The 21,940-nt window shown below is 68.1% G+C and carries 16 protein-coding genes and 1 pseudogene; 11 read left to right on the top strand and 6 right to left on the bottom strand.

What is annotated here, in order from left to right:
- Positions 1-636 (top strand): annotated as a pseudogene (locus ENSA5_RS37085) (hypothetical protein); the annotation flags it as partial.
- A 45-nt stretch (positions 637-681) separates the two neighbouring features.
- Here the strand turns inward: ENSA5_RS37085 and ENSA5_RS05600 are convergent.
- The 4 genes from ENSA5_RS05600 to xdhA form a co-directional block, all read right to left on the bottom strand.
- Complete coding sequence (locus tag ENSA5_RS05600) at positions 682-1,773, bottom strand: oxygen-binding di-iron domain-containing protein (RefSeq protein WP_106390549.1); 1,092 nt, start codon at positions 1,771-1,773, stop codon at positions 682-684.
- Between the two features lie 304 nt (positions 1,774-2,077).
- A complete protein-coding gene (locus ENSA5_RS05605; protein ID WP_146155361.1) occupies positions 2,078-2,848 on the bottom strand; it encodes a hypothetical protein in 771 nt (256 codons plus the stop codon).
- Between the two features lie 234 nt (positions 2,849-3,082).
- Complete coding sequence (xdhB, locus tag ENSA5_RS05610; RefSeq protein ID WP_106390552.1) at positions 3,083-5,410, bottom strand: xanthine dehydrogenase molybdopterin binding subunit; 2,328 nt, start codon at positions 5,408-5,410, stop codon at positions 3,083-3,085.
- Entirely contained in the window at positions 5,407-6,879 is a 1,473-nt protein-coding gene (gene xdhA / locus ENSA5_RS05615) for a xanthine dehydrogenase small subunit (protein ID WP_106390553.1), read from the bottom strand. The genes xdhB and xdhA overlap by 4 nt, the downstream gene beginning before the upstream one ends.
- Before the next feature lie 114 nt (positions 6,880-6,993).
- On the opposite strand from xdhA, the gene ENSA5_RS05620 reads away from it, so the two are divergent.
- The 10 genes from ENSA5_RS05620 to ENSA5_RS05665 all read left to right on the top strand — a co-directional run bounded on the left by ENSA5_RS05620 (position 6,994) and on the right by ENSA5_RS05665 (position 20,023).
- On the top strand, positions 6,994-7,827 hold the full coding sequence (locus ENSA5_RS05620) for an extensin-like domain-containing protein (RefSeq protein WP_106390554.1): 834 nt from the start codon (positions 6,994-6,996) through the stop codon (positions 7,825-7,827).
- A gap of 242 nt (positions 7,828-8,069) precedes the next feature.
- Positions 8,070-10,010 carry a serine/threonine-protein kinase gene (locus ENSA5_RS05625; RefSeq protein WP_181197406.1) on the top strand — a complete coding sequence of 647 codons (1,941 nt, stop codon included), beginning with the start codon at positions 8,070-8,072 and terminating at the stop codon, positions 10,008-10,010.
- Complete coding sequence (locus ENSA5_RS05630) at positions 10,007-11,668, top strand: serine/threonine protein kinase (RefSeq protein WP_106390558.1); 1,662 nt, start codon at positions 10,007-10,009, stop codon at positions 11,666-11,668. Before ENSA5_RS05625 ends, ENSA5_RS05630 begins: the two co-directional genes overlap by 4 nt.
- Positions 11,665-12,519 (top strand): hypothetical protein, encoded by an 855-nt coding sequence (locus tag ENSA5_RS05635; protein ID WP_106390560.1) that lies wholly within the window; start codon positions 11,665-11,667, stop codon positions 12,517-12,519. The genes ENSA5_RS05630 and ENSA5_RS05635 overlap by 4 nt, the downstream gene beginning before the upstream one ends.
- Before the next feature lie 219 nt (positions 12,520-12,738).
- Positions 12,739-14,103 (top strand): right-handed parallel beta-helix repeat-containing protein, encoded by a 1,365-nt coding sequence (locus tag ENSA5_RS05640; RefSeq protein WP_106390562.1) that lies wholly within the window; start codon positions 12,739-12,741, stop codon positions 14,101-14,103.
- A 44-nt stretch (positions 14,104-14,147) separates the two neighbouring features.
- Complete coding sequence (locus ENSA5_RS35620) at positions 14,148-15,737, top strand: right-handed parallel beta-helix repeat-containing protein (RefSeq protein WP_181197407.1); 1,590 nt, start codon at positions 14,148-14,150, stop codon at positions 15,735-15,737.
- Positions 15,738-15,781: 44 nt separating this feature from the next.
- Positions 15,782-17,368, top strand: a complete 1,587-nt coding sequence (locus ENSA5_RS05650; protein WP_181197408.1) for a right-handed parallel beta-helix repeat-containing protein — start codon at positions 15,782-15,784, stop codon at positions 17,366-17,368.
- Positions 17,369-17,412: 44 nt separating this feature from the next.
- Positions 17,413-17,787 (top strand): hypothetical protein, encoded by a 375-nt coding sequence (locus ENSA5_RS05655; RefSeq protein ID WP_146155365.1) that lies wholly within the window; start codon positions 17,413-17,415, stop codon positions 17,785-17,787.
- On the top strand, positions 17,784-18,635 hold the full coding sequence (locus ENSA5_RS05660) for a hypothetical protein (RefSeq protein WP_106390570.1): 852 nt from the start codon (positions 17,784-17,786) through the stop codon (positions 18,633-18,635). Before ENSA5_RS05655 ends, ENSA5_RS05660 begins: the two co-directional genes overlap by 4 nt.
- 26 nt (positions 18,636-18,661) lie before the next feature.
- Positions 18,662-20,023 (top strand): sigma 54-interacting transcriptional regulator, encoded by a 1,362-nt coding sequence (locus tag ENSA5_RS05665; RefSeq protein WP_106390572.1) that lies wholly within the window; start codon positions 18,662-18,664, stop codon positions 20,021-20,023.
- Here ENSA5_RS05665 and ENSA5_RS05670 read toward each other — a convergent pair.
- Both ENSA5_RS05670 and ENSA5_RS05675 read right to left on the bottom strand, forming a co-directional pair.
- Positions 20,000-21,226 (bottom strand): DUF2169 domain-containing protein, encoded by a 1,227-nt coding sequence (locus ENSA5_RS05670; protein ID WP_106390574.1) that lies wholly within the window; start codon positions 21,224-21,226, stop codon positions 20,000-20,002. The two genes, ENSA5_RS05665 and ENSA5_RS05670, sit on opposite strands and share 24 nt — an antisense overlap.
- On the bottom strand, positions 21,223-21,933 hold the full coding sequence (locus ENSA5_RS05675) for a DUF2169 domain-containing protein (RefSeq protein WP_181197409.1): 711 nt from the start codon (positions 21,931-21,933) through the stop codon (positions 21,223-21,225). Before ENSA5_RS05675 ends, ENSA5_RS05670 begins: the two co-directional genes overlap by 4 nt.
- Positions 21,934-21,940: the final 7 nt, after the last annotated feature.

Raw genomic sequence — 21,940 nt, forward strand, 5'->3', positions numbered from 1 at the left:
ACCCAAGAGGCCCTCGTCGTGGTGACCCCGCCCGAGCCGTCGCCCGCCGAGGAGCCCCTCGCGACCGACACGAGGGCGGCACCGACCATCGAAGATCTCGACGAGGGCGACTACGACCCCGACGACTACGAGCCCTTCTACGACGAGCCCTACGAGCCCGAGCCCGAGCCGCGCACGCCCATGGAGCTCGACTCGGGCTACGTCAGCCTCGGCATCGCCCCGGGCATGACGCTGCACGACCAGGGCTTTCACCCCAACACTCGCTTCGAGTTCGAGTTCGGCGGAACCCTCGAGCACCGCCACCGTGATCTCGCGCTCTCGTTCGGCGTGGTCTCCCACATCACGCCCTACTACGAGCGCAAGAAGCCGAGCTTCGGTGCCGACGTGACCGCGACGGCCGTGCTCGGGCCCGTGTACCTCCGGACCGGGCTCGGGGCGGTCGGCGGGCTGCCGCGGGCCCACTTGCTGCACTCGACCGCCGCGGGGATCGGCGGGGTGGCTGGGGCTGGGCTGACCTTTGGCCGCGCGCCGATGATCCGCGTGGGCGTCGACTACGACCTGCGCGTGAACACCAAGCTCGAGCCGGTCCACACGGTGTTCCTGGCCGTGCGCCTGGTCTGCTGCCGCAAGGACTGAGCTCAGCTCAGCTCAGCTCAGCTCAGCTCAGCTCAGCTCGACCGGTCAAAACAGGCCGGTGTCGACCTCCTCGGACTCGGCCTCGATGCCGATGTCCGGCGCCGGGAGCCCCAGCTCCTCGGACGCCGCGATCGCCTCGAACTTGATCGGGTTGGCGATCTCGGCCGGCTCGCCCCGAGACAGGTGCTCGATCACCTTGCCGATCGTCCAGCGACCGATGTGCGTGACGCGGGGCGTTCCGCTGCCGAAGTCGAGGCTGTCTTCGAGCTCGCGCGCGTCGGCGAGTCGGATCTCCGCGTGGGGACCGAGCAGCATGCGCGCGGTCTCGAGCACGCGGGTGAGCACGTGGTTCCAGGCGTCGAGGCTGTCATCGCCCTCGTCGATGATGTCGAGGCCGACGGGCAGCTGCTCGAGCCGCTCCATGAATTCTTGCAGCAGCGGCCCGCGGATGACCCGGCCGTGCTGCGGGGCGATGATCTCGGGGAAGGGATCGAGGGCCCGGATCCGCTCGATGGTCGCGCGCACGGCCTGGTTGGCGGGCATGTAGAGCTGATGGAAGGCCCGCATCCCCCGCCAGTCGCTCTCGTCGGCCCAGATGCCGCTCGCGCTCGCGTCGGTCAGACCGCCGAACAAGTCGCCGCTAAACAATACGCGGGTGCTCGGATCGTAGAGCATCACGGCGCCTCGAAAATGGCAAAAGGGGCTCGGGACCGGCATCAGGACGTCACCGGTTGCCAGGCGCATGCCTCGCTTGAAACGGTCGACGTCGACGTAGTTCTCGCGCGGGAGGTTGAGGTGGACGATCAGTCGCCAGGTCGCCTCCGAGCACAAGATCGTGGCCTTGGGCGCGAAGCGGTTGATCAGCGCCGGGGCCGAGGTCCCGACGTCGGGATCTTGATGGTTGATGAAGATCGCCGAGACCCGCTTGAGGCTGCCGAGCAGCGCGGTCAGCTTGGCGCTGACGACCGCAAAGTCGGAGCTGGAGCCGGGATCGATCAGCATGCTGACTTGCTTGCCGCCGTCGTCCGAGCGAAAAATGCGCAGATAGGGGTTCGCAAAGAAGATGGCCTCTGGCTCCCGCTTGCCGACCCAAAAGGTGCCAGGTGCGATCTCGATACTGTCGATGACCTCGGACATGCGAGCGCAGAGTTACGAAAATTTCGCCGCCTGGTACACGGCCCCACGGGGGGTTGCTCGGGCACAGGGCGTGAGTTTGACGAGGCGAGACTGCAAACTTTTCCGACGCGTAAGTGTAGGCATAGCTATCGCAAAATGCGCAGATTCGAATTCCGGACACCCTGCCGCGCGGAGCGAGCTCGCGGGCGGCGCTCGACCCAAGAGCGCCGCGCGAGAGCCAAGCCCGGCGCGCGGTGCCATACCCAAACCACGCGACTGCGCCGACGCTCAGGCGCCGGCGCAGTCGAGGCTCTCGTATGAACGATCACACGCTGAACAAGAACATGTCGAACCCGAGCGCGGACACGACGGTGTCCCCGTCGATCCCCTCATCCTCGTAGGTCGCCAGTCCACTGAGCGCTCCGCTGAGGCCCTCGGCGGCGAACATGAGGCTCAACTCGTAGCTGATGTCGATCGGATCGGCCGGATCGATCTCGACGAGCTCCATGTCGCCGAGCTCGGCGAGGTCCTCGACCGCGTGGATGATCATCGGCGTCTCGAGCTCCTCCTCGCCGAGCGAGGCCACGAGCACGGCAGCGAACTCCGCGTCGAAGAACTTGTCTTCCGAGGCGATCCGCACCTCGACATCGGCCTCGAGCCGCGAGACGCAGGTCGCCTCCGAGCCGTCGGCCGCGACCGACTCAATGTACCGGACCTCGCCATCTTCGTAGACGATGTCGAGCTCGGCCTTCGTGACCTCGGGCTCGTTGATCACGACCGAGACGCCCTCCCCGGCTTCCGCAGCCGCGAATTCGATGCCGTGAGGCCCAGCGATTACGTCGATCGTGGCGGCGAGGCTATGGCCTTCGGGGCTCTCGGCTTTGGCATCGGCGAGCACGTTGACGGTCTCGATGCACTCGTTGAGCTCCTCCCCGCCTTCACCTTCGCCGCCCTCGGCCGTGTCTCCTTCGGCCTCTTCATCTCCGGCGGATTCGTCAGATCCATCGATGGGGGATTCGTCGTCGGCGCAGCCAGCGGCCAAAGTTGCGACAGCAAACAGAGCGATGAGGGGACGATAGGTTCGAAGAGCGGTCATGTCTCGAACATGATCTCGGTCCTCGCACGGCGCCACGCTGACGTTGGTGTCAGGCCAGGCGCCGCGACCAAAACTGCGTGCTCTCGACTCCAGGCGACTTTTCGCGGCGTCGCGTCAGCCCTGGCACAGCTGTGTGGCGGGGCTGTCGTGGTCCGAGCGCGAGCTCGCCTGGAGTCGAGCGCGCTCGGGCGCTCGGGCGCTTGATCGTTCGGTCAGTGTGCAAACTTCGCGGGCCTACTCCGCGGCCGAGCGCCCGACAGCGCGAGCGCGCGCGCGATCGATCGCCCAGTAGACGGCCTCGGGCGTGCTCGGGCAGGCGAGCTCGACCGCGTCGACGCCGGGCTCGGCGAACGCCGCGACGGCGGCTCGGAGGGCCTCGCGGGCCGAGATCGCGAGCATCAAGGGCGGCTCGCCGACGGCCTTGCTGCCCTTGACCACGCTCGGCTCGCTCGCGCTCGGGAGCAGCTCGATGTTGAATTGCTCGGGGCACTCGCCGAGCGTCGGCAGCTTGTAGGTCGAGGCCCCGCGCGTGGCCAGGCGCCCGTCGTCGGCCCAGACCAGCTCCTCGGAGGTCAGCCAGCCGAGGCCCTGGATGAAGCCGCCCTCGATCTGTCCGATGTCGACCTTGGGCGAGATCGAGTCGCCGACGTCGTGGAGGATGTCGACGCGGCGAATCGAGAATTGCCCGGTGAAGCCGTCGACCTCGACCTCGGTGATCGCCGCGCCGTAAGCGAAGTAGTGGAAGGGCTTGCCGCGGCCGGTCTGCTCGTCGAAGTGGATCTTTGGCGTGCGGTAGTAGCCGGTCGCAAACAGGGGCACGCGCTGGATGTAGGCGCGCCCGGCCAGCTCGGCGAAGCTCAGCCCGGCCTCGGGGTCCTCGGCCTGCCAAAAGGGGCGCACGCGGCCCTCGCTGAACTCGACGTCGCCCGGCGCCACGCCCAAGGCCGCGGCGGCGACCCCGGCCAGGCGCTCGCGGATCTGCGTGCACGCGCGCTCGACCGCGGCGCCGTTGAGGTCCGAGCCGCTCGACGCGGCGGTCGCCGAGGTGTTGGGCACCTTGTCGGTCCGCGTCGGCATCAGGCGCACGGCCTCGAGCGGGACGCCGAGGCCGTCGGCGGCGATCTGCAGCATCTTGGTGTGGAGGCCCTGGCCCATCTCGGTCCCGCCGTGGTTGACCTGGATCGAGCCGTCTCGATAGACGAGGACCAGCGCGCCCGCCTGGTTGAAGAAGCTGGCCGTGAACGAGATGCCAAAGCGGACCGGGGTGATCGCGAGCCCGCGCTTTTCGTGCTCGTTGGCGTGGTTGTGGGCCTCGACCTCGGCGAGGCGTCGGCCGAAGTCGGCCCGGGCCCGCAGCGAGGTCCAGATCCGCTCGATCCGCCCGGCGTCGCGGACGAGCTGGCCGTAGTGGGTGCGGTCGCCCTCGCGATAAAAATTGAGCGCGCGGACCTCGTGGCCCGGCCGCGCGACGGCCCGCGCGACGCGATCGAGGATGTCCTCGATCACGACCATCCCCTGGGGCCCACCGAACCCACGAAAGGCCGTCTGCGAGGTCTTGTGGGTCCGCAGGACCCGGCCGACCACGCGCAAGTTCGGGATCCGGTAGCAGTTGTCGCAGTGAAACAGCGCCCGATACATGATCGGCGTGGACAGATCGAGGGACCAGCCGCCGTCGCTGTAGAGCTCGAGATCGAGGGCCAGGATCCGGCCCTCGTCGTCGTGACCGACGCGATAGCGGGCCCAAAAGGGGTGGCGCTTGCCGGTCAGGGCCATGTCGAGCTGACGATCGAGGCGCACGCGGACCGGCCGAGCGGTGGCGTGGGCCCCGACCGCCGCGACCGCGGCGTAGGGGTTGGCCTGGGTCTCCTTGCCTCCGAACGCGCCGCCCATCCGCAGCGACTGGCAGGTGACCATGCGCAGCGGGACCCCGAGCACCCGCGCGACGACCTCCTGGGTCTCGGACGGGTGCTGGGTCGAGCTGTGGATGAAGACCTCGCCGGCCTCGTCCCAGGCCGCGATCGTGGCCTGGGTCTCGAGGTAGAAGTGCTCCTGGCCGCCGAGCCGCAGCTCGCCCGAGAAGCTGTGCGGCGCCGCGGCCAGGGCCTCGGCGGGCTCGCCCGAGCTGATCGTCAGGGGATCGGTCAGGAAGCTCTGCGCCGCGAGGGCCTGATCCATGGTCACGATCGCGGGCAGCGGCTCGTAGTCGACGGCGACCGCCGCCGCGCCCGCCCGCGCGGCCTCGACGGACTCGGCCAGGACCCAGGCGACCGCCTGGTTGTGAAACTGGACCTCGTCCGGGAACAGGGGCTCGTCGTGGCGCGCGGGCCCGACCTCGTTCTCGCCCGGCACGTCGCTGGCGGTCAGGACCTTGACGACGTCGGGCAAGGCCTCGGCCGCGCCCGCGTCGATCGAGACCACGCGCGCGTGAGCGTGGGGCGAGAGCACGGGCCACGCGTGCAGCGGCGCGGCGAAGCGCGCGAGCAGATCGTCGGTGTAGAGGGCCTCGCCGCTGACGTGACCGGCGGCGCTCTCATGGGGGATGGCTTTACCTACCTGGGTCATGATGACCTCACTCCCTGGCTGTGGACGCGGTGCTGAACCGGCGGCGGCTGAGGCCCGAGGCGTCGGCCGGCGGCGGTCTCGTGGAAGAACTTCTCGAACAGGCGGGCGGTCATCGCCCGGCGGTAGTCGGCGCTGCCGCGGTGGTCGGTCATCGGCGTGAACGCGCTGGCCAGCAAAGGCTCGACGGCGGCCACGGTCTCGCGGGTCCACGGCCGGCCGAGCAGGGCGTCCTCGGCCGCCCGCGCGCGGGCAGGGGTCGCCGCGACGCCGCCGTAGGCGAGGCGAGCCTTGGTGATCGTGCCCCCGTCATCGAGCTCGAGCGCGAACGCGGCCGCGACCGTGGAGATGTCGTCGAGCACGCGCTTGCTGACCTTGTAGAAGTGGGCGTGGGTCGGCGCGCGGCGAGGCACGCGGATCGTCGCGACGATCTCGCCGGGCGCGAGCACGGTCTTGCGATAGCCGGTGAAGAACTCGGCCAGCGCCACGACCCGCGAGCCCGCGCGCGACACGAGCTCGAGCTCGGCGTCGAGGGCCAGCAAGGCCGGGGGCGAGTCGCCGATCGGCGAGGCGTTGACGAGGTTGCCCCCGAGCGTCGCGCGGTTGCGGATCAGCCGGGACGAGAACAGCGGGAACAGCTCGTCGAGCAGCGGGAGCGCGTGATCGAGGCGATGCTCGACGTCCGAGAGGCTCACGCACGCGCCGATCTCGACCTGCTCGTCGCCGAGCTCGACCCGGCGCAGCTCGGCCACGGCCTCGAGCGAGATCAGCACGGGCCAGCGCGCGTGGCGTTGGTTGACCTCGACGACCACGTCGGTGCCCCCCGCGATGATCTTGGCCTCGGGCGTGGCGGCGAGCTGGTCGAGGAGCTCGGCGAGCGACGCCGGCCGCAGCAGTCGGCGCGGGCCCTCGGTCCGCGTGCGCAGCTGGGTCAGCCCGCCGAGGCGCGGCGCAGGTTGCTCAAGTCGGGCGAGGAAGCGGTCGTCGCCCGCGGGCGCGCCGAGGCTGCGCATCGCGTCGCGGATCGGCCGGTAGCCCGTGCAGCGACACAGGTTGCCGGCGATCGCCTCCGGGTCCCAGGCCGGGCGCTCGTGGCGGTAGTACTCGGCGAACATGCTGACGACGAAGCCGGGCGTGCAGTAGCCACACTGCGAGCCGCCCGCCTCGACCATCGCGGCCTGGACCGGGTGCAGCGCCTCGGCGCTCGGGCGCACGCCCTCGACGGTGATCAGCTCGCCGCCGAGGACCGAGCCGAGCAGGGTCAAGCAGCTGTTCACGGGCACGTAGGTGGTCCGCCCCCCCGGGCCCTCGCGGACCAGGGCGACCGCACAGGCTCCGCACTCGCCCTCGGCGCAGCCCTCTTTGGTCCCGACGAGGCCGCGATCGCGCAGAAAGTCGAGCACGGTCGTGTGGGGATCGACGCCAGCCTCGTCGATCGAGAGGGCGCTTCCGTTGACGATCAGGTCGGCCACGGCCGGGATCCTAGCGGATCTCGACCCCCAGCGGCAGCGAGGTCGGGCGTGAAACCTTCGCGGGGGGGCGAGGCGAGCGAACCATCACCGTGTGTGGCACGTTGGTGCCCACACATGGCTACGCCGCGCCTTTGGATGGTCCTGCTCGCGCCTCTCGCTCTGGCGAGTTCGACCAGCGGCTGCGATGGCTCCGCGACGGCGGCCCCCCGCGACAGCGGGGTCAGCGAGCCAAAGACCCCGAGCGCGAAGGTCGACACCGCGCCCGAGCCCGCGCCCGAGCCCGAGCCCGCGCCCGAGCCCGAGCCCGAGCCTGCGCGGATCTCCTGGGGCCACGCCGACCTCGACCCCGACAACGACGACCAGCTCGGCCCGCCCGAGCCCCTCGACGACTGCGAGGAGCAACTCGAGGCCGCGGGCGTGTCGTTCAAGCCCGCGCGGATCGGCGTGGGCAAGAAGCGCGACGGCGTCTACACCTGCGGCGCCCACCAGGTCGTGCGTATCAAGCGGGGCCCCGGCAAGATCGCGTACAGCAAGAACCCGCTGCTGACCTGCACGATGGCCCTGGCGATGGCCGACTTCGAGCGCGTCGCCCAAGAGGAGGCCGAGCGCATCATGGGCGCGCGGATCAAGACCATCGAGCACATGGGCACCTACAACTGCCGCGAGATGGTCAACTTCGACCTCTTGAGCGAGCACAGCTTCGCCAACGGCATCGATCTGAAGGCCTTCACCTTCACCAGCGGTGAGTCGCTGACCGTGCTCGACGACTTCAGGCCAACGGTCGACAATCCCAGTGACCCCAAGACCCTCTTCCTGCGTAGCCTCGCCAACCGGCTCTATGACGAGGAGGTGTTCTCGGTCGTCGTCACGCCCTACTTCGACCACCTCCACCGCAACCACATCCACGTGGATCTGGCCCGCTATCGCGTCGACGGCAGCCGTCCGTAGCCCCTGGCCCTGCTCGCGACCCCAACGTGAGGCAGCCTGGTCGATCGTCGACCACCCCCGCGCCAATGGGACTGGTCGGAATCGAGTCATCGGCCCCGGACGCGGGCCTCGTGGCGGCTCATGGTGGGGTCGTGGTGGGGTCGTGGTGGGATCGTCGGTTGGCACGTGGCGTGCTTGGGACTCCTGCGCTCGCTCGGGCCGATCTTGGGTCGGGCCCCGTGGTAGCCTTCGAGCCAAGCCAAATGAGAGACAAATCCCGCAAGTACCTTCTGACGACCCGACTCGGCGCCGGGGGCATGGGTCAGGTCTGGAGCGCCATCAAGCATGGCGAGGACGGGCTGAGAATGCCCTGCGCGATCAAGGTCCTGTACCCCGCGCTGGCCATGACCGCAGAGGACCGCGAGCGCTTCTTCGGCGAGGCACGGATCGCCGCGCAGCTCGACCACGGGCGCATCGTCAAGGTCATCGACACCAGCGAGGTCCAGGGCTCGCCGTGCCTGGTCATGGAGTGGGTCGACGGCGTCAACCTGCGCGATCTGTTCGAGCGGTCGGAGTCAGCCGGGAGTCGGCGCCTGGGCGTCGACATCTCGCTGTACATCGTCGGCGAGATCCTCTCGGCGCTCGAGTACGCCCACGGCAGAACCGTCGCGGGCGAGCAGGCCGGGGTCGTCCACTACGACGTGACCCCCGGGAACATCCTGATCTCCTCCAGCGGCGAGGTGAAGCTGACCGACTTCGGGATCGCGCGCTTCGCCAAGACCTCGGAGGCGACGATGTCGCGCTCCGTCGGGACTCCCAGGTACATGTCGCCCGAACAGATGACCGGCCGCGTTCGGATGGAGACCGACATCTACAGCCTCGGTGTCGTGCTGCACGAGCTGTTGGAGGGCGAGCGCTTCCTCGCGGGTTGCTCGGTCAACGAATTTCAAGCCAGAGTCCTCGGCGGCCACATCCCCGAGCTCACCCAGCGCGACGTCCCGGTCTGGGTCGACCAGCTCCGGCGACGGATGCTGCAGACCCGGCCCGAGGACCGCCCGAGCGCGGGTGACGCCCACTGGATGATCGTCCAGAACGCGTCGCGCTACCAGGTCGCCGCGCGCGAGCTCAAGGTGCTCTACACGCGCTTCGTCGGCAAGCCGCGCTCGGGCTTCACCGACATACTCGAGCTCCACAAGAACAACCTGGGCTTCTCGGCGTCGCTCTTCAACCAGGGTGACTCGCAGCCGACACCCGCCGAGCCCGACGTGGGCACCCAGGCCGACGCTCCCGCCCAGCCCGACGCCCCTGCCATCTTTCGCCGAGCGGGCGCGGGGACAGCCGACGAGCTGCCCGATCACGTGACGACCGACCGTACGAACACTGGCGCGGCGGCGCCGTGGTTCGACGAGCCGCCTGTCTGTGATCCGACCGTCAGACTGCCTCCGCTCGAGGAGTCCATGCCCGAGCGGCCCGTCGCCCCCGAGCTGGTGTCCGTGCCCTCCGCGGTCGACCTGAGCCCGAGCGCGGGCCCGAAATCGGCACGGACCGCGGTCGCGGCCATGGGCGTCGCCCTGCTCCTGGGCACCGTCTTCGTGTGGTTGGCGATCGAGGCGTTCGGAGAGCCCGACGAATCGACCGCCGAGCTCCGGTCGCCGACCGTGGCCGCGGGTCACGACGCCGGGCTCGAAGCGCAACCGAGGCCGCCCTCGTCGGAGCCTGGGCCCGAACCCGAGGCGCCGGTCGGAGCCGAGCCCACGGCCGAAGTCCCGGAGCCCGAGCCCGAAGTCGCGCCCGCGCCCGAGCCCGAGCCCGAAGTCCCGCCCGCGCCCGAGCCCGAGCCCGAGCCCGAAGTCGTGCCCGCGCCCGAGCCCGAGGTCGTGCCCGCGCCCAAGCCCGAGCCAAAGCCAAAGCCAAAGCCTAAAGCCGGCCCCAAGCCAACGGTCGAGGTCACCTTCGTGATCTCCGGGGTCTCCAACGCCCAGCTCGAGATCGGCAAGCGCGCGCTGTCCTACCGCTCCTTCGCGATGACCAAGCTCCGGCCGGGCAAGTATCCGGTCCGCTGGCGCGAGAGCGACCAGGCCGCCTGGAAGACCCCGGGCACCCTGCGCATCGAGGACGGCCTCGAGCCGGGCGCCTTCTACGACGTCAAGCTCAGCGAGACCAAGCTGATCGCGACCAAGGGCGAGAAGGGATCGGCCAAATGATGCCCGCCATCCGCGAGGCCCCTGGCGTCGGCGAGCTCGTCGGGGATGGCCGCTTCGAGCTGCTCTCGAGCCTCGGCGAAGGTGGCATGAGCGTGGTCTATCACGCCCACGATCACAGCTTGGGCCGCGAGGTCGCGCTCAAGCTGCTCCTGCCTCGCTACGTCGGCCGCCCCGAGCGGGAGCAGCGGCTGCTCAACGAGGCCGAGTATCTGGGTCGGCTCCGGGGTCACCCGCGCATCATCGAGTACGTCGACGTCGGGCGTCTCCACGATCTCAGCGGTTGGCCCTGGTTGGCCACCGAGGTGCTCACCGGCCACACCCTCGACTGGGTGTTCACCCGCGGCAAGCTCGAGATCCCGAGGATCATCGAGATCGCGCGGCAGGTCGCCGAGGCCCTGAGTGCGTGCCACGCCGCGGGCGTCGTGCACCGCGACGCGACGCCAACCAACGTGTTCGTGCTCGACAACTCAAACGGGGCGATCAAACTGTTCGACTTCGGCCACGCCGCCGATCTGCGCGCGCCCAAGATCGAGGTCGGCGCGCCCGGCCGCATCACTGGCGTCCACGATGTCCCGGGCACGCTGGGCTACATGGGACCCGAACAGGTGCGCCAGAGCCCGCCGGATCCGACCATGGACGTGTTCGGCTTCGGCGTGCTGCTGTTCGAGTTGGTCACCCGCCAGCGTCCCTACCCGAACATCGAGGACCGCGGCGCGTACATCAAGGCCCAGCGCGAGGGCACGCTCGAGGCGCCGCGGCTGAACGCCTGGGCCTACGACGCGCCCGAGGAGCTCGCCGAGCTAGTTCACGACTGTACGCGGCGCGCGAGCGACGAGCGGCCGACGATGGAGCAGCTCCTCGCGCAGCTCGATCGGATCGCTCCGCGCGTCGCGGTAGCGACGAACGGCGCTCGCGTGACTCCGCAGGAGGTCCCGGACACGACCGTGAGGGTGCCTCCGGTCGCACATATTGCCGAGCAGCGGGGGGCCGCCCTCGAGACAGGGGGTCCTCCGCCAGCGCAGGGCGAGGCGGCTCCCAGTGAGATCACAGCGTCGCCCGAACCCGAGCGCCCGCCCACGCAGCCGACCGAAGCAGCTCCTCCGCTCGACGGCGGGCCCCCGCGCCGACGGTGGCTCGCGGCCGCTGCCCTGCTGCTCTTCGCGGGGGCGATCGCCTCGGCCGCCTGGCCCCGCGACCGGCATGCCCAGGCCGAGAGCGACGCACCAAGGGCCCTTGTCGAGCCCCAGCCGGAGCCCGAAGGCCCCGAAGACCCCGACCAAGTCGTCCCCGAGCTCGTGCCCGAGTTCGTGCCCGAGCTTCAACCCAAGCCCAAGCCCAAGCCCAAGCCCAAGCCCAAACCCGAACCCAAACCCAACCCCGAACCCGAACCCGAGATCCAACCCGACCTCTGCGACGGCGCCGCCGAGCAGGCTCGCAAGGCCCTCGCCGACCGCAAGTGGCGACGCGCAGTGTCACTGTCGGCGAACCGAAGTTGCTGGTCTTCACAGGCCGAGCGCGCGGCGCTGCGCGTGTCCGCGTTCTCCGAGCTCGGCGAGTGGTCCAAGTGCGTCGAGGCGGGGGCCGGAGCCAAGGATCTCGAGGTCCGCGCCAAAGTCGACGGTTGTCGCATGTTCGCAACCCCCGAGAATTCACCATGACGAAACCCATCCTCGCCCTGTTTCTGAGCGCGCTGCCCCTCTTGGGCTGGCCCCTCCCCACCGCGCACTCGGCCCCACCGCCCGCCTCGCAGACGGCGACCCCACCGGTCGCGCTCGAGGTCCACGTCGACGAGCTCCCCGAGGACGAGCGCGGCGTCGCCCCCGTGATCTTCGACCAGGTGCGCGCGCTCGTGGAAGATGGCGGCTTCGAGCTCACCGACGACGTCGACGACGCGACGGTGCTGAGGGTTCGGCTGCGCTTGATGGAGGCGGGGGATCGCAATTACGGGATCCACTTCGAATTCGTCGACGGTGACACGGTGGAGGCTGCGGTCGAATGGACGGATTGTGTGTTCTGCACCGAGGCGCGGATGCTGCAGAAGCTCGACTCCGTGAAGCCGGATCTGCTCGCGGCGATCGAGGCGCGGCAGCGCTTGGAGCCGGCCTCCGACAGCGGAGACAGCGGGGATGAGCTTGGCGACGACGAGGGTGGTGAGGACGACGGAGGCGTCGTGACCACGCCCAAGCCGATCGGGCCGCTGGGCTTTGCCGGGACGGCGGTGTCGGTCCTGGGCATTGGCGCAGTGATCTGGGGCGCCGTCGAGATGTCGCGCGGGCGGGTCTACGATCAGCCCGCTGGCGACTACTATGAGCGAACCGGCGCCGACCACGCGCCACGAGGTTATGCGCTCTTGGGCGTGGGCGCGGCGGTCACGACCGCTGGCCTCGTCATGCTCGGTGTCGATCTCGGGCGCCGAGCGAAACAACGCAAGCAGGCTCGGGCGCAAGCCCTCGTCTTCCCACTCGTCTCTCCCACTGGATTCAGCCTCGGCGTCTCCGGTAGTTTCTAAGCACGCAGGAGTACAGCCATGCATAAATCACTCATCCCAGTCGTGGCCGGTTTCACTATCGGCTTGAGCATTGCCGCTTGCGGAGATTTTGTCGAGCCGGATCCCGGGCATTGCGCTCGGTCTGACGGAGACTCGGTCTGTGCGAGCCGCTATGGCGACACTCGGCCCTACTGCACGACTCCCGCGTGCGATCCTGGCAGCGATGGATTTGGCGGGTGCGTGGCCGAGGAGCCGACGGCCGAGTGCCATTACGCCTGCGGCGGTGACAACAACATCCTCGACGACGATAGTTGCGTCATGACCGGCGACGGCGACGGCGACGGCGACGGCGATATGGGCGACGGCGATGGCGATGGCGACGGCGACGGCGACGGCCCGTGCATGGGACCGGCCGACTGTACCGACCCAGACCTGCCCTTTTGTGACATGGCCAGCGGGGAGTGCGTTACGTGTGACGCGACGCCCGATGGCGACGCCTCCTGTGCGGAGCTCGACCCCGCCACGCCCGTGTGCGAGGGCGGGGTCTGCGTGCAGTGTGCCGAGGGCAAGGTCGACGCGTGTGTAGATACGACGCCGATCTGTGACCTCGACGCGGGGGGGTGCGTCGGGTGTAGTGACCACGCGCAGTGCCCCGAGAGTGCGTGCAACCTCGCGGACGGGAACTGCTTCGACCCGGCGAGCGTGGTTCATGTGGATGGCGACAATGGATGCGGGACGGGTGATGGCAGCGATGGTGCGCCGTACTGCTCGGTTGCGGAAGCGCTCGGAGCCTCGGGTGTTGAAGCGTTCATCATCTTGCACGAGCGACTGAACGATCTCGAGTACTCGGAGATGACTAACATAGCGAAATCCACGGCGATATTCTCAGCACCAGGAGAATCACCAATAACAAAGGGTCTTGGCGGAAGCCCCGGCATCACTGTGTCGAACACGGGACAACTATTCATACGAGGAATTGAAGTGTCAGGTGGCCCCAACGCAGGCATCGCCGTCAACGGCGGCCAAGCCTGGATCGACGAGTGCCGGATCAACTCCAACACCACCCTCGGCGTGAGCATCAACGGCGGCTCCGCCACCATTCGCCGCTCGCACATCGTCAACAACGACGGCGGCGGCATCCTCGTCGACGGCGGCGGCACGCTCGTGCTCGAGAACAGCTTTATCGGGGGCTCGCAAAACCAGCGAGTCCTGGACATTGCAGATGGTCAGGCAACCATCGGCTACAGTACAATCGGCGCAGGGTTCGGCAACACCTCGCGTTCCATCGCATGCGTCGACGGTGCTAACTCAGTGGTACGAAACAGTCTGATCGTCTCCTACAGTGACCAACCCGAGATCGATTGTCCGAACTTGCAGCAGGTAGCCAACTTCACGGAAGATGGCTCAGGTATGATGTTCGATGATCTATCCGAGTGGTTCGTCGATTTCGAAGGGGGTGACTTCCACCTGTCGGGCACGCACCCCGCAGAAATCGAGTCCGCCGCGACCTGGCAGACCGGTGACCCCGCGACCGACATCGACGGCGACCCACGACCGATGACCGACAACAGCTCCGACTTCGCAGGCGCCGACCGAGTTCCGTGACGGATTCAGGGGCCGAAGACACTACCCAGCCGAGCCGTGACACCATGAACCGCTCCCACACCACTCTGACCTTGCAAGCTGCGGCCCTGGTCATCGCGTTCATCGCCGGAGCCGCGCCCGCCTGCGTGTCCGAGACCCCGCCCCCCAGTCACTGCGCCAACGAGCAAGGCGACGCCACCTGTGCCGCCCTCGACCCCACGACGCCCTTTTGCGACGGTTGCGGGAGCGCCGTCGCAGGCTGCGTCGCCGAGCAGCCCGCAGACGATTCGTGCTACTACGCGTGCGGCGGTGACAACAACATCCTCGACGACGAGAGTTGTGTCATGACCGGGGACGGCGATGGCGACGGCGACGGCGATATGGGCGACGGCGATGGCGATGGCGACGGCGACGGCGACGGCCCGTGCATGGGACCGGCCGACTGTACCGACCCAGACCTGCCCTTTTGTGACATGGCCAGTGGGGAATGCGTGGCGTGTGACGCGACGCCCGATGGCGACGCCTCCTGTGTGGGTCTCGACCCCGCCACGCCCGTGTGCGAGGGCGGGGTCTGCGTGCAGTGTGCCGAGGGCAAGGTCGACGCGTGTGTGGATACGACGCCGATCTGTGACCTCGACGCGGGGGCGTGCGTCGGGTGTAGTGACCACGCGCAGTGCCCCGAGAGTGCGTGCAACCTCGCGGACGGGAACTGCTTCGACCCGGCGAGCGTGGTTCATGTGGATGGTGACTATGGATGCGGGACGGGTGATGGAAGTGAAGCGATGCCATTTTGTTCGGTCGGCGAGGCGCTGGGGGTTCTAGGGCTAGAAGCTGTCGTTATCCTCCACGAGATTGACGGCAACAATTCCTACCAAGAGGACATCGTTGTCCAAGGCGCCACAGCAACATTTTCTGCGGCTGAGGAAAACCCGATTCTTCGAGGATCAAATGGGAAACCCGCGCTAACGGTCGCTGACTCGGGCAACCTCTTCATGCAAGGAATCGCGGTGGTTTCTGGACCGACATCGGGGGTCGCCGTCAACGGCGGCCAAGCCTGGATCGACGAGTGCCGGATCAACTCCAACACCACCCTCGGCGTGAGCATCAACGGCGGCTCCGCCACCATTCGCCGCTCGCACATCGTCAACAACGACGGCGGCGGCATCCTCGTCGACGGCGGCGGCACGCTCGTGCTCGAGAACAGCTTTGTCGGGGGCAACATCCCGAACACTGTTTCCATTGAAATCCTCGACGGCTCGATGGACGCCGCATTCTCAACAATCGTTGCAGGAGCTAATGATTTTGGCATGCCAGCCGCATTACGCTGCACGGACGGCAGCGACATCTCCGCTCGCAACAGCATACTTGTCGCAAGCGCTGCCGATCCCGAAATACAATGCACCAACGCCACCATCGAAGACAATGTCATAGAAGACAACGAAAGCTTTCCCAACAATACCGCTGTCAACTTCAACCCGAACGAGTGGTTCGTCGACTACGCCACCGGTGACTTTCACCTGTCAGACTCGCACCCCGAAGGGATTGACTCTGCCGCCACCTGGCAGCTCGGCGACCCAGGCACCGACATCGACGGCGACCCACGACCGATGACCGACAACAGCTCCGACTTCGCAGGCGCCGACCGAGTTCCGTGACGGATTCAGGGGCCGAAGACACTACCCAACCGCGCCGTGACACCATGAACCGCTCCCACACCACTCTGCCCCTGCAAGCTGCGGCCCTGGTCATCGCGTTCATCGCCGGAGCCGCGCCCGCCTGCGTGTCCGAGACCCCGACCGCCAGTCACTGCGCCAACGAGCAAGGCGACGCCACCTGCCTCGCCCTCGACCCCACGACGCCTTTTTGCGACGGCTGCGGGAGCGCCGTCGCAGGCTGCGTCGCCGAGCAGCCCGCAGACGATTCGTGCTACTACGCGTGCGGCGGTGACAACAACATCCTCGACGACGATAGTTGCGTCATGACCGGGGACGGCGATGGCGACGGCGACGGCGATATGGGCGACGGCGATGGCGATGGCGACGGCGACGGCGACGGCCCGTGCATGGGACCGGCCGACTGTACCGACCCAGACCTGCCCTTTTGTGACATGGCCAGTGGGGAATGCGTGGCGTGTGACGCGACGCCCGATGGCGACGCCTCCTGTGTGGGTCTCGCCCCCGCCACGCCCGTGTGCGAGGGCGGGGTCTGCGTGCAGTGTGCCGAGGGCAAGGTCGACGCGTGTGTGGATACGACGCCGATCTGTGACCTCGACGCGGGGGTGTGCGTCGGGTGTAGTGACCACGCGCAGTGCCCCGAGAGTGCGTGCAACCTCGCGGACGGGAACTGCTTCGACCCGGCGAGCGTGGTTCATGTGGATGGTGACAATGAATGCAACGTTGGCGACGGCAGCGAAGCGATGCCATTTTGCACAATCGGAGAAGCACTCCTTGCGGCCACCGGGGATGCAATGATCATTTTGCATGAACGAAATTTGATTCCCCTAATTTATGCGGAGGCCAACATGATCTCCACCCCTACAGTCATCTTCGCAGCAGACGGCGAAACCCCGAAACTTCAGGGTTCCGGCGGCAACGCGTTCAGCGTCGCAGGGTCCGGAACCCTATACGCAAAGGGGCTCGAAATATCAGGCGGCGACGCAGCGGGCATCTCCCTGAGCGGCCAAGCCTGGATCGACGAGTGCCGGATCAACTCCAACACCACCCTCGGCGTGAGCATCAACGGCGGCTCCGCCACCATTCGCCGCTCGCACATCGTCAACAACGACGGCGGCGGCATCCTCGTCGACGGCGGCGGCACGCTCGTGCTCGAGAACAGCTTTGTCGGGGGCAACATCCCGAACACTGTTTCCATTGAAATCCTCGACGGCTCGATGGACGCCGCATTCTCAACAATCGTTGCAGGAGCTAATGATTTTGGCATGCCAGCCGCATTACGCTGCACGGACGGCAGCGACACCTCCGCTCGCAACAGCATACTTGTCGCAAGCGCTGCCGATCCCGAAATACAATGCACCAACGCCACCATCGAAGACAATGTCATAGAAGACAACGAAAGCTTTCCCAACAATACCGCTGTCAACTTCAACCCGAACGAGTGGTTCGTCGACTACGCCACCGGTGACTTTCACCTGTCAGACTCGCACCCCGAAGGGATTGACTCTGCCGCCACCTGGCAGCTCGGCGACCCAGGCACCGACATCGACGGCGACCCACGACCGATGACCGACAACAGCTCCGACTTCGCAGGCGCCGACCGAGTTCCGTGATGGATTCAGGGCCCGAAGGCACTACCCAGCCGAGCCGTGACACCATGAACCGCTCCCACACCACACTAACCTTGCAAGCTGCGGCCCTGGTCATCGCGTTCATCGCCGGAGCCGCGCCCGCCTGCGTGTCCGAGACCCCGCCCCCCGGTCACTGCGCCAACGAGCAAGGCGACGCCACCTGCCTCGCCCTCGACCCCACCACCCCCTTTTGCGACGGCTGCGGGAGCGCCGTCGCAGGCTGCGTCGCCGAGCGGCCCGCGGTGGCCGGCAAAGACCATTGTACCCAAGCCGAGGACCCCGATGCGTACCTGTTGGCGGCATCTACGATCACCGAACCACGTCCGCTGCTGCGCACGGCGAGGATCATCGCGTGGTCCAACCTCACCCGCGGCAAAGCGGTCAGAGGAGCAGCGCAATGACACCACGCAACATCGTCGCCGCGATCGGAATCACGGCCGGGCTGCCGTGGATGCCCGCGGTCGCCCACGCCCAGGATCCTCCGGCCGAAAGCACGCAATCGATCGGGGCGCCGCTCACGATCACCCTCGAGGTCGACACCGACAAGGTCCCCGACGAGCTGGACTCGCAGGTCGCCGACCTCATCCAAGCCGAAGCAGAGACCCTCGGGCAACAGCACGGGTTCGTCTTCGAAGGTAGCGACCGCCCCGATCTCTCGATGCGAATCGCAGTGTCTCAACCCGAAGGTCAAAGCTCGGTCTTCCTCATCACCTCGTCGGTCGAATTCGAGGGCGCCACGATCAGCAGCGCCACCGAGGACGTCTGCCTGCGCTGTACGGCGAAGGACGTCGCCATGGAGAGCCTCTCGATCTTGCCGGGCGCCGTCGCGCACGCCCGGGACGCTCGCGCGGAGGCGGCCCGCCCTCCTCTTCCCGCCCCGCCGGCCGATGAAGCGTGCGATGCAGGCGTGCTCGAAGAGCCCGCGCCCGCGCTGGGCCCGGTGGCCTACGTGGGCATTGGTGCTGGCGCGCTCGGGCTCGGGGCGACGATCGCTGGCGCGGTGCTGCTCTCGCGTGGAAAGATCTCGACAGACGCCCTGGGAGGCCCGAGCGTCGACTCCATCGACTACCGCCCCCCTGGCGCGGCGCTCGTCGGCGTCGGCCTCGGCGCGCTGGTGATCGGCAAGGTGTTGTTGGCGCTCGATCTCAGCGTCCTGCGCGAGCGCCGGACCAAGGCTCGCGCGGAGCTCACGGGGATCGGCCTGCGCGCTCACGACGGCCCCGGGCTGACGATCCACGGCCGCTTCTGAGCGCGGATTCATTCGAGACATCCACCATGAGCGCGAAGCCACCCAAGGCCGACCTGACCGAGCCGACGACAGGCTCCAACAAGACCAAGACCGCCCGGCGGCCCGGCCAGCTGCGGGTCCGCCTGTTCGACCAAGAGAGCGCCGAGTTCCCCCTCGCCAACGGCTCGACGATCACCTTCGGCCGCAGCCGCGCCGCCAACGTGGTCATCAGCGATCAGTCGGTGAGCAAGGTCCACTTCTCCTTGCGGGTCGTCGACGGCGGCGTCGAGCTCGAGGACTTGGGCTCGAAGAACGGGACCTGGTACGCGAGCCGACGCGTGCGCCGTCTCGTGCTCGTGCCCGGCGACAAGTTCTGGGCCGGGGAGTGCGGCGTCGAGCTGCTCGAGGTCGGCGAGGTCGACGTCGAGATCGCCGCCGACACCGAGTGCGGGCTGCTGTTCGGCGAGAGCGTGGCGATGCGCGAGTTGTTCGCCATGATCGCCAAGCTGGCCCCGGCCCCCCTCGATGTCCTCGTCCAGGGCGAGACCGGCACGGGCAAGGAGCTCACCGCGCGCACGCTCCACGACCTCTCGGGCCGACGCGACCAGCCCTTTGTCGTCCTCGACTGCAGCACGCTGCCCTCGACCCTGGCCGACGCAGCCATCTTCGGCTTCCGCCGGGGCGCGTTCACGGGGGCCGACCACGATCAGCCGGGTCTGTTCGAGCAGGCCGACGGTGGCACGCTCTTCATCGATGAGATCGGTGAGCTCTCGGCGGACCTGCAGCTGAAGTTTCTCCGCGCGCTCGATCGTCGACAGGTCGCGAGGCTCGGAGACGCAGGCAAGCTCCGCACCGTCGATATCCGGGTGGTCGCGGCGACCAACCGGGATCTGAGCGCCGATGTCCGCGCCGGGCGCTTTCGTGAGGATCTCTTCCACCGGGTCGTACATGCGTCGCTGCGCTTGCCGCCCCTGCGCGAGCGCGGGATGGACATGGTCGCGCTCGCAAAGGGCTTCTTGGCCGCGCTGGCCGAGAAGCACGGCGAGCGCATCACGCTGGCCGACGACGCCAAGACGCTGATGGTCACCTACGACTGGCCCGGCAACGTGCGCGAGTTGAAGCACGCAATTCGGCGCGCAGCGTTCGTCTGTCGTGATCGGGTGATTCGCTCGGAGGACCTGCTCCTCGGACGCCCCGACGGATGGGGCTACAAGTTGGCCAAGGCCCTCGATGACGCCAAGAGTCACGAGTACGAAGACCTCCACACCCTCGTCGACAGCATCTACCTGCCGACGGTCCTGTCCGAGTGCCAGACGATCAGCGCGAGCGCGCGGCGCTTGGGGATCACGCGCGGGCGCCTGCGAGCCAAGCTCAAGGCCCTGGGCCTACACGACGCCAGCGACCGATGAGCCGTCCGACGGCTGGGCCAAGCTGACTGTCTCGGTGGGCACGCGCCGCCCCTCGACCAACACGTCGACGCCAGCGAGCAGGTCGTAGTCTCGCTGACCCGGTCGAGGCATCGCGATCGGCAAGCGCACAGGTGGGCGAGCGTGGCCCACCCAGACCAGATTGGCGAGGCCCTCGTCGGGCAGCAGCTCGACAGTCGCCAAGTGGAGGCGATGCTCGAGGCGCCGACCTTCGAACGCGACGAGGACCTCGGGCCTCAGCGCGGGCAGGCACGTGGCGATCGAGCCCTGGTCCGAGAAACCGTGGAGCTCGATCCGCGCGTCCTCGCCGAGCTCGGCGAAGCGCAAGCCCGGTGAGGCGCCGCTTTGAAACCGAGGATCGGGCCGCGGCGACTCGACCTGCTCGGCGTCCACCCAGCCCCCGCGAACCTCGGGGAGCTCGTGCGCGGCGCCTGCGAACTCCGGGTGCGCCAGGCCCAGCAAGGTCGAGCGAGGAAACCATCCTTGTCGCCACCACCCGAACCCAGCCGGGATCGGCGCCTGGGCCCACCGCCGCCGATCACCGATGATCAATCGCGACGGGCTCAGCAGGTGCGACGGCGACTCGAAATTGGGCAGCGCCATGCCGTCGACCATGCTCGGGATGTTGTTGAGCACCCAGCCGCGCCCGGCGGGATTGCGAGGATAGGCCCCCGGATGTTGCTCGGGCGAGAACAAGCGGAAGAGATCGAGCATGTCCTCGACGGGCGCGTGTGGGAGGCTCAGATCGATGCCGCCGTACGCTCGGCGCCAGCTCAGCTCGAGCGCGGTGAAGGGCTCGGGCTCGCTGAACTGCAAGCGACCGCCGCGATGCAGGACCCGTCGGTCTCCGAGCACACGGATCCACTTTTGCCGCCGCCCGACGACGACGCCCGCGTTCATCGTCTGGATCGGGCGACCAGCTGGCGACCGCACGTGACCGCGAACAACGACGTCGGTCCATGGCTTGAGCTCCCATAGATCGGTCTCCTGGACCGTGCAGCCGACGCCGAACTGCTCGTTGGGCCCCTCGGACACCGTGTCGAGGGTCAACGGCAGATCACCTTCGGCGCGCCGCATCGGACCGTGGCTCGGCAGCACGTGGGTCAGCTTGATGAAAACCGCGAGGCGCTGCTCGCGACCGGGGCCGTCGAACAGCATCGTCTTTTGCGAGGCTTCGGTGCTCACGCGATCGCCTCCAGGCGAGCGGCGCCGCACTCGAGTTCGGAGCAACGGAGGCGAACGACCCTCGGGACCTCGCGGGCGTAGTCGTAGCGAAACACAACTCGGTGGGTGAGCACGAGCTCGCGCTGGGTCGGGAGCACCAAGATCGTGTCGATCTCGCCGACGAAGGTGTGGTCTGCCGCGCCGAGCGATACCTGCGCGACCACCCCAGTCCCAGGCAGCGAATACTCCCGGCCCGCCTCGCGCTCGGGCGTCAGGTTGTGAAGCCGCAAGGTCGCCCCCGGCGGGTAGCAAGTCAGCCTGTGCGCCGGGACCGCGACGTTGTAGATCTCCCGGGTCAAGCCCCGGCCGTCGACGCCGACCTCCGCGAGCGCGTCCGCAGTGTAGCTGGTCCCGAGCGGCAGGGGACAAAAGGACACCGGTCGGGGCCGATCCTCAATCGCCTGGATCAGCTCGCCGGGATTCTCGATGTTGGGCAGCGCGACCCCCTCCGCCGCGCGAGGGTCGAGCACGTAGCCCCTCCCGAGCTGGTTGTCGACGCACGGCACCTCACTGCCGTTGACCACGGCGTGGCCACCAAACGCTCGCGCCCACGTGATCGGCATCTCCACGAAGGGGGCAGGATCGCTGGCGGTCCAGCCCGGCCAGCGCTTTTGCCACTGTCGATCTCCGATCACCGCCAGACCAAAGTAGTCGTCGTCGATCGACATCCCCGCC

Origin of the sequence: Enhygromyxa salina (assembly GCF_002994615.1) — a bacterium.
Lineage (GTDB): Bacteria > Myxococcota_A > Polyangia > Nannocystales > Nannocystaceae > Plesiocystis > Plesiocystis salina_A.

Coding starts and splice junctions, on each gene's coding strand:
- ENSA5_RS05600 (WP_106390549.1), bottom strand. CDS start 1,773: ATGTCCGAGGTCATCGACAGTATCGAGATCGCACCTGGCACCTTTTGG.
- ENSA5_RS05605 (WP_146155361.1), bottom strand. CDS start 2,848: ATGACCGCTCTTCGAACCTATCGTCCCCTCATCGCTCTGTTTGCTGTC.
- xdhB (WP_106390552.1), bottom strand. CDS start 5,410: ATGACCCAGGTAGGTAAAGCCATCCCCCATGAGAGCGCCGCCGGTCAC.
- ENSA5_RS05620 (WP_106390554.1), top strand. CDS start 6,994: ATGGCTACGCCGCGCCTTTGGATGGTCCTGCTCGCGCCTCTCGCTCTG.
- ENSA5_RS05625 (WP_181197406.1), top strand. CDS start 8,070: ATGAGAGACAAATCCCGCAAGTACCTTCTGACGACCCGACTCGGCGCC.
- ENSA5_RS05630 (WP_106390558.1), top strand. CDS start 10,007: ATGATGCCCGCCATCCGCGAGGCCCCTGGCGTCGGCGAGCTCGTCGGG.
- ENSA5_RS05635 (WP_106390560.1), top strand. CDS start 11,665: ATGACGAAACCCATCCTCGCCCTGTTTCTGAGCGCGCTGCCCCTCTTG.
- ENSA5_RS35620 (WP_181197407.1), top strand. CDS start 14,148: ATGAACCGCTCCCACACCACTCTGACCTTGCAAGCTGCGGCCCTGGTC.
- ENSA5_RS05650 (WP_181197408.1), top strand. CDS start 15,782: ATGAACCGCTCCCACACCACTCTGCCCCTGCAAGCTGCGGCCCTGGTC.
- ENSA5_RS05655 (WP_146155365.1), top strand. CDS start 17,413: ATGAACCGCTCCCACACCACACTAACCTTGCAAGCTGCGGCCCTGGTC.
- ENSA5_RS05660 (WP_106390570.1), top strand. CDS start 17,784: ATGACACCACGCAACATCGTCGCCGCGATCGGAATCACGGCCGGGCTG.
- ENSA5_RS05665 (WP_106390572.1), top strand. CDS start 18,662: ATGAGCGCGAAGCCACCCAAGGCCGACCTGACCGAGCCGACGACAGGC.
- ENSA5_RS05675 (WP_181197409.1), bottom strand. CDS start 21,933: ATGTCGATCGACGACGACTACTTTGGTCTGGCGGTGATCGGAGATCGA.